This window comes from Bacillus sp. RIT 809, assembly GCF_016892495.1.
GTDB classification, from domain to species: Bacteria; Bacillota; Bacilli; order Bacillales; family Bacillaceae_G; genus Bacillus_A; species Bacillus_A cereus_U.
Genome location: NZ_JAFEMR010000001.1, coordinates 292,142 through 306,013, shown reverse-complemented (window position 1 = coordinate 306,013; position 13,872 = coordinate 292,142). Strand labels below are relative to the sequence as shown.

The window sequence follows — 13,872 nt, the reverse complement described above, 5'->3', positions numbered from 1 at the left end:
CTTTCATTCTCTCCCCCAAAAGTCGAAAAAAGAGCCTTAGTGATGACTCTATCACGAAAAATAAACCGTGTCTAGTACGCGGATATAATCAATTCGAGGGTGATAACCGCATGATAATAAAGACCCATGCTCTTCTATTTCTTGTTTTGTAATCGATTTACGTCCACCAGTATTTTGACGATTCCAAAATGCAATAATATGTTTTGCATCTAATAAATAAAATTCATCAAAAAGTGTAAATTTAATAATAACAAATGCAATTCCATTATGAGCGACTACTTGCTTCATATGTTCAATTTGATGAAGGTGGAAGTTTTGAAGTGGAAAACTGGTTTTATTTTTAGTTTCTTTCGCTTCAAAATCGATGTATTTCCCTTTGTATACACCGTTGTAATCTGTTGTAGAAGGTTGTTTGAAATACGCTTCTTTTACCACTGCAGCACTTCGAGCGGGGTAATCTACTTTTACAATTTGAAGAGGTGTAGGTTTTTTATGTACGCATGCAATATTATGGGTTAAGTAATATTGATTGGTTTCATTCAATTCCTCTTCAAGGGACATACCTCTATTACTGTAAGTATGTTTTTTTATTGGTGTTTTATGGGGTTGTGAAGCTTGATCGTACCTTTTTCCATTTGGGTAACGAATGGTCATATTTTGTCCACTCCCAACTTGATAAGATTTACTTACAAAGGTGATTATATCAAAAAATGAAAAAAGATGTGACCTTTTTCAAGAAAGGTATGGTGACTTACTCATGTTTCGATGGAATGATTACGAAAAAATTAAACAGAGCCGTAATGATATTTTTTGTACAGAAGAGGAAAAAGCTATAGTTCTTAATATTGAGGAGAGAACGGATGTAGCTAACGTAGATAATATTTCACGTACACAATCTTACCAAGAATATTATTTGAGAAATAGAGAAATTAGATGGTCTTTTTTAGCAAGCATGGTTTCAAGGAATGGGGGATGGAACATGACAGACTTAGAAGGAGAATATTATTCTAATCTGTTATCTCAAACAGTTAAGAGACGATTATTTCATTTGTATGAGAAAGCCAATTGGCTCATTTTCTTAGATGCATTTCCTCAACTATTACTGTATGAGGAAAGTAAAAAGAGATGTGCGCCGCTCTTTCATTTGTTACAATTTTTCAACATATCAATTTTTATGGAAAAAGAATGGATCGCGTTTTGGGGGAAAAAAGATATAAATAGGCTTATGACGGCACTTATTATTAATGAACAAAATAAAATTCAAAAACCAGTAATTGAGAATGCATATTTTCAAAAACATGTATTTGATACTGCACTATTCAAATTTCAAGAAATATTTCACGTTAGTGCAGTTATTTTTCCAATGATGGAAGGGGGAATGTATGGATTTTCAGTTTATCAATTTGAAACGTTGCAAAAACGTATAGAACTGGGGAAGCAATTAGCTTGGTTATTATTTCATTCAAAGTATAAGGCTTCTTTTTATAAATTTGCAGTGCAAACTAGGCATACAGGATCAAGGATGGATTATGAATGTAATATAAGGGGGATTAGGAAATCAGGTACGCCCGCTCTTAGGGATGTGTATTCTATTGTCATTCATGAAAAATTAATAGAAAAAGATTGGTTTAGTGAAGGATTGGAAATAGATTCTTTATTTTCACTTGAAAAACCTAAGGGGGAGATTAATATAACAGAATGGTATAGAAAGAAGAGGGAGCAAATACATACTCTTTCTATATTAAGTAGTTTTGTTAAAAGAATAGATGAGTTCATGATATAATAAAGAAGTCCCGCCTTCCTAAATGAAGGCGGGACTTCTTTATTAAAAGTAATATGCTCTACAACAAATTACTTTCTAATCCGCTATTTGCTTGCAGTACGACTTTAGCTTCAACACTTATCGAAAGCGAAGAGGTAAAGTTAGACTAGAAAATAGCTGTTTGTAAAAGCCACTTTGATTAAAGTGGCATTTTATCCCGCTATTTGCGGGCAGTAAAACTCCCACCTCAAAATTCAGCTGGAGAAGTTAGCTGGGAGCCCTGCTGCCCGTAAACGCCCGATTGGTGCGGGCTGATAATCAGTGGGGGATGAACATAACCCCCGCTGATTAAAGTTTCATTTTATGTAGCGGGGAAATTTGGACCATCAAGCTTTGGATTACCAGTCTCAGGTTTGTTTTGTTGTTTGTTTTGCTGTTTCTTTTTTTCGTTTTTATTTTTTGCCATCGTAATACACCTCCTTTTTGTATTGTTACCATTTCTAAAAATGGCATACTAAATGATTTCTTTGACGAATATCAACTAGTTTTGTCATGTGAGAAGGAGTAATCAATCAATCGGCGAAATTACATGACAAAGGAAAGGCAAAGAAGGGGGCGTTTTAAATATGGCGATGGTTCAGAAGGAAGATGTTATGAAAAAAATGGATCAAATGTTAAGTTCTCTCGATTTGCTGGAAATGAATATTGGGATTAGAATGAATCATGCATTAAAGGGTAAAGGTGAAAAAATATGCAATAAGATAGAAATAACAGAAATGCATATAGAACATATGGAAAATAAATTAGTGCATCACGAAGAAAAAGGGAGCTGGGTAAAAACATTTCAAAACGTCGTAGTGATTGCATAATAAGGTGGGAACAAAATGGGATATGAAGCATTAATCCAGTCCTCGGAGAAGTTAATGCAGTATAATGATGAAGCGAATGTGAAAAAAAGAGAAATGGCTGAATATGATTTTTATAAGGATATGAAGCCATTTGTTGATATTGTAGATGCGGAGTTAGAGATGTGGAAAGAATTAGCTTATAGGTGGATAAAGGAAGAACGACCTAAGTATATACATGTACAACAAATTGATCAAGTGTATGATAATTTACAAACTAATGTGCTACAATGTTTTGTTAATAAGGGAAAAGGTAAACGTTTCTTTGAAACTCATCAAGCTATTTCGTATACTTTGCAAAATATCGTAGATCAATGTAAGTAACAAGAGGGAAAACCCTCTTGTTTTTTTATGCCTCTGTCACTGTTGTAGGTTTTGTTGCACCGTTTATTTCTAATTCTCGTATTAATGTTCGGTAATCTGATATGCATACTTTTCCTTCAAGATAACAATGTCTCGCAAAGTCTAACAGTTCATTCGAATTTTCTGTGTAATACCCCTTTTTTTGAGAAAACGCTTGTTTTAAATCCCCTAATACCATGTTGATTCCTCCCCAATGAGAATCTTCTTCCTTATTATCATAGCATGGAAGGGTTTACTTTCTAATTTTTTTAAAAATTTAAACTTCCGACAAAAACAGACAGATACTCCGTCACACATTTTATTTTATAGGTACATATTCTATATGTAGAAACTTATGCGAAGGAGGAGAGAATGCATGTTTCAACAACCTAATGTATATCAGCAAACAAATCCATATGCACAGCAAAATATGTACCAATATAATGAGGATACATATTTACGATATAATATGTATCCTTTCGAGCCTCATTATGGAAACCAAAATTATTATCAACCATTTGAAGTGTCGTTTGGGAATCAGCAGCAAGCGCATATGAATCAACCACAGCAAGCGCATATGAATCAACCACAGCAAGCGCATATGAATCAACCACAGCAAGCGCATATGAATCAATTACAGCAAGCACATATGAATCAACCACAGCAAGCGCATATGAATCAACCACAGCAAGCGCATATGAATCAATTACAGCAAGCACATATGAATCAACCACAGCAAGCATATATGAATCAACCACAACAAGCGCATATGAGTCAGCCACAGCAAATGTATACGAATCAACCACAGCAAGCGTATATGAATTCACAAAACTACATGTCACCAGCTCAATATGTAAATCAACAAGCTATGTTTTATCCACCAAAACAACCATATCCAACGATGAATAAACAAAAGCAACAGCAACAGCAACCAAGTCAGTTTTCTAGTTTTGTTTCACAATTTAAATCATCAGATGGTAACTACGATGTAAATAAAATGATGAACACAGCTGGACAAATGATGAACGCGATGAATCAAGTAACAGGGATTGTTAAGCAAGTTGGGGGCTTTTTTGGTAAATAATAGTAGGGGGTTGTCTATAATAGGTATTACGTATGAAATTGGATACTAGACAAATTTCCATGAAATAAATGGGTATATATAACAAGCGGCTTTACCCCCTCGCTCATATTGTAAAGTGTAGTCAGATTTTTTTAATGAGAGAGGAGAGAAAAAACTATGCATCATTGTCATCCTTGCTTTGGAGGGCATAAGCCTGTAGGACCTATTTGTACAACTGCTCCTGTCATTCATCCGGCAAAACAGTGCGTAACACATTCTTTTTCAACAACGGTGGTGCCACACATTTTCCCAACGCATACAACACACGTACATCATCAACAAATTAAAAATCAAAACTTCTTCCCGCAAACAAACTCAAATGTAAATGTTGTAGATCCTGGTGATCCAGGATTTGTTGGTGGATTTGGCGGCGGATCTGTTGGTGGATTTGGCGGTGGATGTGGACCATGTGGTCATGGTCATCACCACGGTCATCACCACGGTCATCAAATATCACCATTTGGTCCAGGACCGAACGTATCACCATTTGGACCAGGACCGAATGTATCACCATTTGGACCAGGACCGAATGTATCACCATTTGGACCAAATATCGGACCAAATGTTGGTGGAATGTTTAAAAAGTAAATGATATGTTAGAACTAGCAAAATGCTAGTTCTTTTTTTGTAATTGGAGTGTTGATATGAAAGTTGTTGCTGTAACAGGATATAAGCCATTTGAACTTGGAATATTTAAAAATGATCATCCAGGAGTAGAATGTATAAAAAAGGCGCTGCGTCGCAAATTAACTGCTTTTGTAGAAGAAGGTTTGGAATGGGTTATTATAAGTGGTCAATTAGGAGTCGAGTTATGGGCTGCGGAAGTTGTTTTTGAAATTCAAGTAGAATATCCAGATTTAAAATTAGCGGTATTTACTCCTTTTTTAGAACAAGAAGAAAATTGGAAGGAAGATAACCGTGAATATTACCAATTTATTCTTTCGCAAGCAGATCACATTGATAGTATTACGAAACGGAAGTACGAAAGCCCAGAGCAATTTAAATTAAAGAATCAATTTTTTATTGAAAAAAGCGATGCACTTTTAGCTGTATATGATGAAGAAAAGTCTGGGAGCCCTAAATATATTGTAGAAGCAGCTAAGAAAAAAGGAGAAATAGAAAATTATCACAGTTATTTCATTCTTTTTTCTGATTTACAAGATATAATGGAAGAGGAACAGTGGAATAATGCAGAGTAATATGTAATATAGTACTCGTATATTTGATTGACAAAAGGCATTGTTTCTGAAAAAATTTAGTTAATGAAAGCTTTGGCAAAAATTTGAGGTGAAGAAAATGATTTCGGATAAAATTAAATTAACAGCGAAAGATATTTTAGAAAAAGAATTTAAAACAGGTATGAGAGGTTATCAACAAGAAGAAGTAGACAAGTTTCTTGATACGATTATTAAAGATTATGAAGCGTTTCATAAGGAATTTGATCAATTAAAACAACAAAATGCTCGTTTGAAACGTGAATTAGAAGAGCAGAAAGTAGCGGCAACACAAGTTCCGCAACAACCGGTACAAACACCAGTTGCACAACCAGTATATAACAATACGAATACGGATATTTTAAAACGTCTATCTAATTTAGAAAAAGCTGTATTTGGAAGTAAGTTATACGAATAAATTAAGGTAACAAAAAGGTTAAAGTATTTTACATAGAAAAAAACATTGCAAAATCTTTTTGTTTCCACTATACTAATGTTTGTCATAACGTTTGGGTAATCGCTGCAACGCCAACGTTGTAGAGGAAAGTCCATGCTCGCACAGCCTGAGATGGTTGTAGTGTTCGTGCCTAGCCAAGTCATAAGCTAGGGTATTCTGGCTGTGAGGCTGGTTTAACGGCAGGGAAAAAACCTAAGTCCTTTCGGATATGGTTTGACTACCTTTAAAGTGCCACAGTGACGAAGTCCTTGAAGAAATGATAGGAGTGGAACGAGGTAAACCCCACGAGCGAGAAACCCAAATAATGGTAGGGGAATCTTTTCCAAGGAAATGAACGACGGAAAAGGACAGGTTTTCGTAACCTGTAGATAGATGATTACCACCGGAGTACGAGGCGTGAGCCGTTTGCAGTACAAAGGAACAGAACATGGCTTACAGAACGTTATGAACCAACTATGAAATAACTCAGCTCTCCTTTGTTAGAGGAGGGCTTTTTATTTGTATGAAGTTATAAGTTGTGAGTTAAAATGGTAAGTGAGAATATTCTTCGTAATATGTGATAATTAATAGGACAACATGTTATTAATTATTGTTTGATTATACATAAGAGGTGAATGAAAATGGGAAAAGTTACTTTAATTGCAACAGCGGCAATGGGTATTGAAGCGTTAGTTGCCCGAGAAGTTCGCGATCTTGGTTATGAATGTGAAGTGGAAAACGGAAAGGTAACGTTTGAAGCGGATGAAAAAGCGATTTGTCGTACGAATTTATGGTTACGTACTGCAGACCGTGTGAAAATTAAAGTCGGCGAATTTAAAGCAACAACATTCGATGAGTTATTTGAAAAAACAAAAGCGTTAAACTGGGGAGATTATATTCCAGAGAACGGTGAATTCCCTGTTATTGGGAAATCTTTGAAATCAACATTATTTAGCGTTTCAGACTGCCAACGTATTGTTAAAAAGGCTGTTGTTGAGAAATTAAAAACAACGTATAGACGCACAACATGGTTTGAAGAAGATGGTCCGTTATTCCGTATTGAAATTGCAATGCTCAAGGATATTGCAACGTTAACAATCGATGCGAGTGGTGTAGGTCTTCATAAACGTGGATACCGTCTTGAGCAAGGTGAAGCGCCTTTAAAAGAAACATTAGCTGCGTCTTTAATTAAGTTAACAAACTGGAAGCCGGATCGTCCTTTCGTTGATCCTTTCTGTGGATCTGGTACAATTCCAATTGAAGCTGCATTAATTGGACAAAATATCGCACCAGGATTTAACCGAGGCTTTGCATCGGATGAATGGGGCTGGGTTGGTAAACAAAATTGGCGTGAAGCTCGTCAAGAAGCTGAAGATTTAGCAAATTATAATCAACCATTGCAAATCATTGGATCAGATATCGATCACCGTATGATAAGAGTTGCCCAAGATAACGCAGATGAAGTTGGATTAGGGGATCTTATATCATTTAAACAAATGCAAGTAAAAGATTTCACGACAAAAGAGGAATATGGCTATGTTGTAACGAATCCTCCATACGGAGAACGTTTAAGTGAAAGAGCGCTTGTTGAAAAATTATATAAAGAAACGGGAGAGGTATTCCGCCCATTAGATACGTGGTCAATGTATTTATTAACAAGTTATGAAGCATTTGAGAAGTGTTACGGAAAAGATGCATCGAAAAAGCGTAAACTGTTTAACGGATTTATCCGTACAGATTACTATCAATACTTTGGAAAACGTCCACCGCGTAATTCATAGTATAAAACTCCTCCAGCGCGCATATACTGGCTATTATGTAATGCGTAAAGGAGGAAGTGATATGGATAGTTTTCAATTATCAATGATTCAAAAAGCTATTCACCGTACGTATGATGAGCTCGGAAAAGAAGTGGATAGTCAAGGTGCGATTGTAGATGAAATACAAAAAGCGCAGGAAGAATATTTGTCAGCTCTTTCACATGAAACAGCGATTGATAAACGGTATTTAAAGTCATTAATATAGAAAAAAATTTTCCTTTTTCGAAAGGAAAATTTTTTTTCGTGTATTTCTATGTATTGCAACAGGGGAAAGTGGCTGCACACATGTGAGTAGCAGTTGCTATATCTTTTTATAGAAAAACTGTTTGGTTGGAGGCTAAGGATGTTTACTGAGAATAGGTTACCATTTGAAGTAGGGAAACAAGATAATTTTTATGATAAGTTGAATGAGTGGATTGGAGATGTGTTTTACGACATTCTTCCGGAAAAAGGCTTTGAAGAGCGTGATGAACAGATTTTTATGGCGTTTCAGTTAGAACGCGCTTTCCAAGAGAAGAAAGTTATGTTTGCAGAAGCAGGTGTAGGAACAGGGAAAACAATTGTATATCTTCTATATGCAATTTGTTATGCACGTTATACAGGGAAGCCAGCTATTATCGCTTGTGCAGATGAAACGTTAATTGAGCAGCTTGTGAAAGAAGAAGGAGACATTGCTAAGTTATCTGAAGCATTAGGGCTATCTGTTGATGTTAGACTTGCGAAATCAATGGATAATTATTTATGTTTGCGTAAACTTGAAGATGTTATGAGTGGACGAGCTCCAGAAGTAATTGAAGATGTATATTACGAATTACCTCAGTTCGTATTCGATCATGGTACGATGCAGAACTTTACTCACTATGGTGATCGAAAAGAATTTCCACTGTTAAATGACGAGGAATGGTCAAAGGTAAACTGGGATTACTTCCAAGATTGCTTCACTTGTGATTCTCGTCATCGTTGTGGTCAAACACTTTCTCGTGAACATTATCGTAAAGCTGCAGATTTAATTATTTGTTCTCAAGACTTCTATATGGATCATATTTGGACATATGATGCACGTAAACGTGAAGGGCAAATTCCGTTATTACCAGAAAGTAGCTGCGTTGTATTCGATGAAGGACATCTTGTAGAGTATGCAGCTCAAAAAGCTTTAACGTACCGTTTAAAACAAACGATGATGGAGCAACTTTTAACGAGATTATTACAAAACGATATTCGTGAAGAGTTCGCACATTTAGTAGAAGAAACAATTTGGCAAACTGAACAATTCTTTGGGGTACTACAAGAGAATAAAAAGGAAATTGAAGGTTCTGATCGTTTAGAAATTACTGTGACAGAAAAGGTAACTGCAGAAGCGAAAAGACTTTATGCGAAAATCGGTGAAGTCGGTGATGCATTAGTATTTGAAAGTGAAATGCATACAGTAAACACATACGATTTAAATATTGTTGATGAGCATTTAGATGTGTTAGAGCATTCACTTCGTCTTTTCATGCACGAGAAAAATGTAATTACGTGGGGTGAAGAAAGTGATGGTGCTTTCACGTTAGTTATTATGCCACGTGCAGTTGAAGAAGTGTTACAAGAAAAAGTATTCTCGAAGAAAATTCCGTACATTTTCTCATCTGCAACATTATCGGATAACGATTCGTTCGCATTTACAGCAAATAGTCTAGGGGTAAAAGATTATTTATCATTCTCAGTTGCCTCACCGTTTGATTATGAAGAGCAAATGGCAGTAAACTTACTATCGCATACGAAAGAAAATGAATGGGAAAGAAAGTGTCAATATACACTTGAAAATATCCAGAAAACAAATGGACGTACGCTTGTATTATTCCGTACAATGCAAGAACTTGCAGCGTTCAAAGAGTATGTAAGTAAAGAGCAAATGTCGGTTCCGTTCTTATATGAAGGGGATCAGGAAATTAGTCAGCTCGTTTCTCGTTTCCAAAATGAAGAAGAGACTGTACTTTGTGCTGTGCATTTATGGGAAGGTTTAGATATTCCTGGTTCATCATTATCACACGTTATTATTTGGTCATTACCATTCCCTCCAAACGATCCTGTGTTTGAAGCGAAGCGTAAACATGTGAATGATCCATTCTGGGACGTAGATGTGCCTTATATGATTTTACGTCTTCGCCAAGGAATTGGACGTTTAATTCGTACAAGTGAAGATAAAGGTGCTATATCATTATTCTTATCAGATAATGAAGATGAAAAAGTGATAGAAGCAGTGAAGAAAGTGCTTCCGGTAGAAGGAAAAGTACTTTAAGCGAAAAAATATTGTAGGGAAAAGTTTGGCATTTGCCAAGCTTTTTTTTCTATTAGAAAAGGAATTTATGTTTTAATGTCGAAATAAGGTTGAGGTAGAAAAAGGAGGTTTTTTTATACTATGACAGTTGCTACATATGAAGTAGAAAAACAATTTTTAACATATGTGAAGAAGATAGAGAATTATGGAGAAGCATTAAGCTTAATGTTTTGGGATTTAAGAACAGGTGCACCAAAGCAAGGAGTAGACCAGCGTTCAGAAGTAATTGGAATGCTTTCATCCGAAGTGTTTGTGATGTCGACTTCAGATGAGATGGGGAACTATTTAACTGAACTAGAATCTTTAATTGTTGAAAATAAACTTTCTGAAACGACAAAGAAAATGGTTGAAGAGTGTCGGAAAGAATATGATAGAAATAAGAAAATTCCACAAGCGGAATATGAAGCGTATGTGAAATTAGAAGCGAAAGCGGAAAGTGTATGGGAAGAAGCTCGCGAAAAATCTGACTTCGAAATGTTCCGTCCGTATTTAGAAAAAATTGTTGAATTCAAAAAGAAGTTTATTACATATTGGGGTTACGAAACGTACAAATATAACACGCTATTAGACATGTATGAGCCGGGAATCACAGTAGAAGTGTTAGATCATGTATTTGGTCAACTGCGTGAACGTATCGTTCCGCTTGTGAAAGAAATTTCTGAGTCTAAAAAAGAATTAAAAACAAATGCTTTAGCTGAACATTTTTCAAAAGAAAAACAAAAGAATTTTACTTTAGAGTTATTAAAACAATTGAACTATAACTTTGAAGCGGGTCGTCTTGATGAAACGGTACATCCTTTTGAAATTACATTAAATAGAGGGGATGTTCGTATTACGACTCGTTACGATGAGAAAGACTTCCGTATGGCTGTTTTCGGCACGATTCATGAATGTGGTCATGCTGTATATGAGCAAAATGTTGCAGAGGAACTAGAAGGAACACCACTTTGCAGTGGAACATCAATGGGAATTCACGAGTCACAATCGTTATTCTTTGAAAACTTCATTGGCCGTAATAAGTCGTTCTGGAAGAAAAACTATGATTTGTTAAAGCGATATAGTGACGGTCAATTTGACGGTGTATCAGTAGACGAGTTTTATGATGCGATTAATGAGTCAAAACCATCCTTTATCCGTATAGAAGCCGATGAACTTACATATCCGCTTCATGTTATGGTTCGCTATGAGCTGGAGAAAGAATTATTTGATGGCACATTGCAAGTAAAGGACTTACCAGCGGCATGGAATGATAAGATGGAAACGTATTTAGGTATTCGTCCAGAGAATGATGCACAAGGTGTATTACAAGACGTTCACTGGGCTGGCGGTTCATTTGGATATTTCCCATCTTATGCGCTTGGTTATATGTATGCAGCGCAATTTAAACAAAGGATGCTAAAGGATATTCCAAACTTTGATGCATTATTAGAAGAAGGAAACGTGACGCCAATTCGTGAATGGTTAACAGAGAATATTCACCAATACGGCAAAACGAAAAAACCACTTGAAATTTTAAAAGATGTGACAGGTGAAGGTTTAAATGCAAACTACTTAGCTGATTATTTAGAAGCTAAATATAAAGAGATTTATGAGTTATAAAACAGGAGCTGCTTAATTGCAGCTCTTTTTTATGAGGGAGTGAGAGAAATGGGCTATATGTTTACAGTAATGTCGCAAGCGGAAGCAGAAGAAATTGCATACAACTGGCATTATGAAGGCGAGTATTCTTTTTATGATATAGAGGCAGATCAAGAAGATTTAGTGGAGTTTTTAAATGCTCATATGAGAGGGAGTACTACATTTGTCGTGAAAGAAAACGATAGTATAATTGGCTTCTTTAGTTTTTGTAAAATAAATAATCAAACGGTTGATATAGGCCTTGGAATGAGACCTGAGATAACAGGCAATGGATTAGGTTTACAGTTCGTAAAAGCTGGATTAGATTTTAGTAAAGAAAAATATAACTGTGACTATATAACATTATCAGTAGCGGCATTTAATGAAAGGGCAATCAAAGTATATAAAAAAGCAGGGTTCGAAGCAGTTGGGACGTTTATTCAAAAAACGAATGGCAGTTGTTTTGAGTTTTTGAAAATGAACTATATATGTAAAAATGATTAAGAAACAGAAGGGGGCTTCTGTTTTTTTATTTTGATGCAGAAATAAATGATGTTTGTTTTTGTACTTGTTGTAATTAGAAGTTTTGAAATTTTGGAAGAGGATGTGTATGATTGAAGTTTAGTAGCAAATAGCAAGTTTAGTAAGGAGAGGTAGAGGTAGTATGATTACAATTAAAACGAAAAATGAAATAGATTTGATGCATGAATCGGGGAAGTTACTAGCTTCTTGTCATAGAGAAATTGCAAAAATGATGAAACCAGGTATCACTACACAAGAAATTGATACGTTTGTTGAAGCATATTTAGAAGAGCATGGTGCCAGGTCCGAACAGAAAGGGTATAACGATTATCCATACGCAATATGTGCATCTGTGAATAATGAAATGTGTCATGGGTTTCCAACAGATGTTCCTTTAAGTGAAGGAGATATTGTGACAATTGACATGGTAGTAAACTTAAATGGTGCGCTCTCGGATTCTGCATGGACGTATATAGTTGGAGATATTTCTGATGAAGCAAAAAGGTTATTGTTAGTAGCAGAGAGTGCTTTATATAAAGGGATTGAGCAAGCGATAAGTGGTAACCATGTTGGAGATATTGGATACGCAATTGAAAGTTATGTAGCTTCTGAAGGATTTTCTGTTGCAAGAGATTTTACGGGACACGGAATTGGCAAAGAAATTCATGAGGAACCAGCAATTTTTCATTTTGGTAAGTCAGGGCAAGGACCAGAATTACAAGAAGGAATGGTAATTACAATTGAACCTATTGTAAATGCCGGTATGCGATATTCTAAAGTAGATTTAAACGGATGGACTGCACGGACGATGGATGGGAAATTATCTGCACAATATGAGCATACAATTGCGATTACGAAGGATGGTCCTATCATATTAACAACGTTGTAATATGAAATGTGAAAGTTGGGAAAACTCGAACGAAAACGGTGTTTTCATAAAATTTGTACGTGTTTTTTTCGATAAATGCTTTTCAAAGTGAAAAAAGTGCGTTATAATCCTTCTATAAATAAATAAGTTAGCTACACTCATATAATCGCGGGGATATGGCCTGCAAGTTTCTACCGAAGTACCGTAAATACTTTGACTATGAGTGAGGACGAATATATTTGCTTGTTTAGCATTCTTTTTTGCGAAACTCCAAAAGCACGTCTCTCACTTGTAACGAGTGGTGGCGGCTTTTGGAGTTTTTTATTTGCATAAGAGGAGGAACTAACATGAAAGTATTACAAGAAAAGATTTTGAACGAAGGAAAGGTTTTATCTGGTGATGTATTAAAGGTAGATGCATTTTTAAATCATCAAATTGATCCAGTACTTATGCAAGAAATCGGAAAAGAATTTGCTAAGCGTTTTAAAGAAGAGAACATTACAAAAATCGTGACGATTGAATCTTCAGGCATTGCACCAGCGGTTATGGCTGCTTTAGAGCTTGGTGTAAAAGTAGTTTTTGCAAGAAAGCGTAAATCGTTAACGTTACAAGATAATATGTATGTTGCGGAAGTATACTCATTTACAAAACAAGAAACGAACGAGATTTCATTATCTCGAAATCATATTGATGAAAATGATCATGTACTAATTATTGATGACTTCTTAGCAAATGGTCAGGCTGCTTTAGGTTTAATGAATTTAGTAGAGCAAGCCGGGGCAAGTATTGCGGGAATTGGCATTGTTATTGAAAAAGCATTTCAAGATGGAGGAAAGAAGCTGCGTGAACAGGGTGTTCGTGTTGAATCACTAGCAGAAATTGCATCACTTGATAACGGCACAGTTACATTTGTACAGCAAGAAACTGCGGAGGTGAACTAAGG

At 35.7% G+C, this 13,872-nt stretch carries 17 protein-coding genes, 1 other RNA gene and 1 riboswitch; of the genes, 15 read left to right on the top strand and 3 right to left on the bottom strand.

Annotated features, from left to right (window positions below; all coding sequences use genetic code 11):
• Window positions 1–51: 51 nt before the first annotated feature.
• Window positions 52–654, bottom strand: coding sequence for a Holliday junction resolvase RecU (recU, locus tag JTF23_RS01505; RefSeq protein ID WP_000155584.1), 603 nt, complete (start codon window positions 652–654; stop codon window positions 52–54).
• Window positions 655–757: 103 nt separating this feature from the next.
• Here recU and JTF23_RS01500 point away from each other — a divergent pair, with 103 nt between their 5' ends.
• The gene (locus JTF23_RS01500; RefSeq protein WP_204207949.1) at window positions 758–1,783 is read left to right on the top strand and encodes a DUF2515 domain-containing protein; all 1,026 of its coding nucleotides are present in this window, start codon (window positions 758–760) and stop codon (window positions 1,781–1,783) included.
• A 340-nt stretch (window positions 1,784–2,123) separates the two neighbouring features.
• Here the strand turns inward: JTF23_RS01500 and JTF23_RS28180 are convergent, their stop codons facing one another.
• Window positions 2,124–2,270: a phage portal protein gene (locus tag JTF23_RS28180; RefSeq protein WP_306292139.1), complete on the bottom strand. Its 147-nt coding sequence runs from the start codon at window positions 2,268–2,270 to the stop codon at window positions 2,124–2,126.
• A 118-nt stretch (window positions 2,271–2,388) separates the two neighbouring features.
• On the opposite strand from JTF23_RS28180, the gene JTF23_RS01495 reads away from it, so the two are divergent.
• Together JTF23_RS01495 and JTF23_RS01490 are read left to right on the top strand one after the other, a co-directional pair.
• Window positions 2,389–2,631: a hypothetical protein gene (locus tag JTF23_RS01495; RefSeq protein WP_204207948.1), complete on the top strand. Its 243-nt coding sequence runs from the start codon at window positions 2,389–2,391 to the stop codon at window positions 2,629–2,631.
• A 15-nt stretch (window positions 2,632–2,646) separates the two neighbouring features.
• Window positions 2,647–2,991 carry a YppE family protein gene (locus tag JTF23_RS01490; RefSeq protein ID WP_002158556.1) on the top strand — a complete coding sequence of 115 codons (345 nt, stop codon included), beginning with the start codon at window positions 2,647–2,649 and terminating at the stop codon, window positions 2,989–2,991.
• Window positions 2,992–3,016: 25 nt separating this feature from the next.
• Here JTF23_RS01490 and JTF23_RS01485 read toward each other — a convergent pair whose 3' ends face one another.
• Window positions 3,017–3,208, bottom strand: a complete 192-nt coding sequence (locus tag JTF23_RS01485) for a YppF family protein (RefSeq protein WP_002030817.1) — start codon at window positions 3,206–3,208, stop codon at window positions 3,017–3,019.
• A gap of 177 nt (window positions 3,209–3,385) precedes the next feature.
• On the opposite strand from JTF23_RS01485, the gene JTF23_RS01480 reads away from it, so the two are divergent.
• The 12 genes from JTF23_RS01480 to JTF23_RS01425 all read left to right on the top strand — a co-directional run bounded on the left by JTF23_RS01480 (window position 3,386) and on the right by JTF23_RS01425 (window position 13,870).
• Window positions 3,386–4,093 carry a YppG family protein gene (locus tag JTF23_RS01480; RefSeq protein WP_204207947.1) on the top strand — a complete coding sequence of 236 codons (708 nt, stop codon included), beginning with the start codon at window positions 3,386–3,388 and terminating at the stop codon, window positions 4,091–4,093.
• A 156-nt stretch (window positions 4,094–4,249) separates the two neighbouring features.
• On the top strand, window positions 4,250–4,720 hold the full coding sequence (locus JTF23_RS01475; RefSeq protein WP_204207946.1) for a CotD family spore coat protein: 471 nt from the start codon (window positions 4,250–4,252) through the stop codon (window positions 4,718–4,720).
• 56 nt (window positions 4,721–4,776) lie between these two features.
• The gene (locus tag JTF23_RS01470; protein ID WP_204207945.1) at window positions 4,777–5,331 is read left to right on the top strand and encodes an SLOG family protein; all 555 of its coding nucleotides are present in this window, start codon (window positions 4,777–4,779) and stop codon (window positions 5,329–5,331) included.
• 97 nt (window positions 5,332–5,428) lie between these two features.
• The gene (gpsB, locus tag JTF23_RS01465) at window positions 5,429–5,764 is read left to right on the top strand and encodes a cell division regulator GpsB (protein WP_002149280.1); all 336 of its coding nucleotides are present in this window, start codon (window positions 5,429–5,431) and stop codon (window positions 5,762–5,764) included.
• 87 nt (window positions 5,765–5,851) lie between these two features.
• An RNA gene (gene rnpB / locus JTF23_RS01460) (RNase P RNA component class B) lies at window positions 5,852–6,243 on the top strand.
• 180 nt (window positions 6,244–6,423) lie between these two features.
• Window positions 6,424–7,563, top strand: coding sequence for a THUMP domain-containing class I SAM-dependent RNA methyltransferase (locus JTF23_RS01455; protein ID WP_002149278.1), 1,140 nt, complete (start codon window positions 6,424–6,426; stop codon window positions 7,561–7,563).
• Between the two features lie 61 nt (window positions 7,564–7,624).
• The gene (locus JTF23_RS01450) at window positions 7,625–7,807 is read left to right on the top strand and encodes a DUF3921 domain-containing protein (protein WP_000376895.1); all 183 of its coding nucleotides are present in this window, start codon (window positions 7,625–7,627) and stop codon (window positions 7,805–7,807) included.
• A 138-nt stretch (window positions 7,808–7,945) separates the two neighbouring features.
• Complete coding sequence (locus JTF23_RS01445) at window positions 7,946–9,883, top strand: ATP-dependent DNA helicase (RefSeq protein ID WP_002158552.1); 1,938 nt, start codon at window positions 7,946–7,948, stop codon at window positions 9,881–9,883.
• 120 nt (window positions 9,884–10,003) lie between these two features.
• Window positions 10,004–11,521 (top strand): carboxypeptidase, encoded by a 1,518-nt coding sequence (gene ypwA / locus JTF23_RS01440; protein ID WP_002158551.1) that lies wholly within the window; start codon window positions 10,004–10,006, stop codon window positions 11,519–11,521.
• 48 nt (window positions 11,522–11,569) lie between these two features.
• Window positions 11,570–12,043 carry a GNAT family N-acetyltransferase gene (locus JTF23_RS01435; protein ID WP_204207944.1) on the top strand — a complete coding sequence of 158 codons (474 nt, stop codon included), beginning with the start codon at window positions 11,570–11,572 and terminating at the stop codon, window positions 12,041–12,043.
• Between the two features lie 160 nt (window positions 12,044–12,203).
• Complete coding sequence (locus JTF23_RS01430) at window positions 12,204–12,950, top strand: type I methionyl aminopeptidase (RefSeq protein WP_002201110.1); 747 nt, start codon at window positions 12,204–12,206, stop codon at window positions 12,948–12,950.
• Between the two features lie 117 nt (window positions 12,951–13,067).
• A riboswitch (purine riboswitch) is annotated at window positions 13,068–13,169 on the top strand.
• Window positions 13,170–13,276: 107 nt separating this feature from the next.
• Window positions 13,277–13,870 carry a xanthine phosphoribosyltransferase gene (locus JTF23_RS01425; protein WP_204207943.1) on the top strand — a complete coding sequence of 198 codons (594 nt, stop codon included), beginning with the start codon at window positions 13,277–13,279 and terminating at the stop codon, window positions 13,868–13,870.
• Window positions 13,871–13,872: the final 2 nt, after the last annotated feature.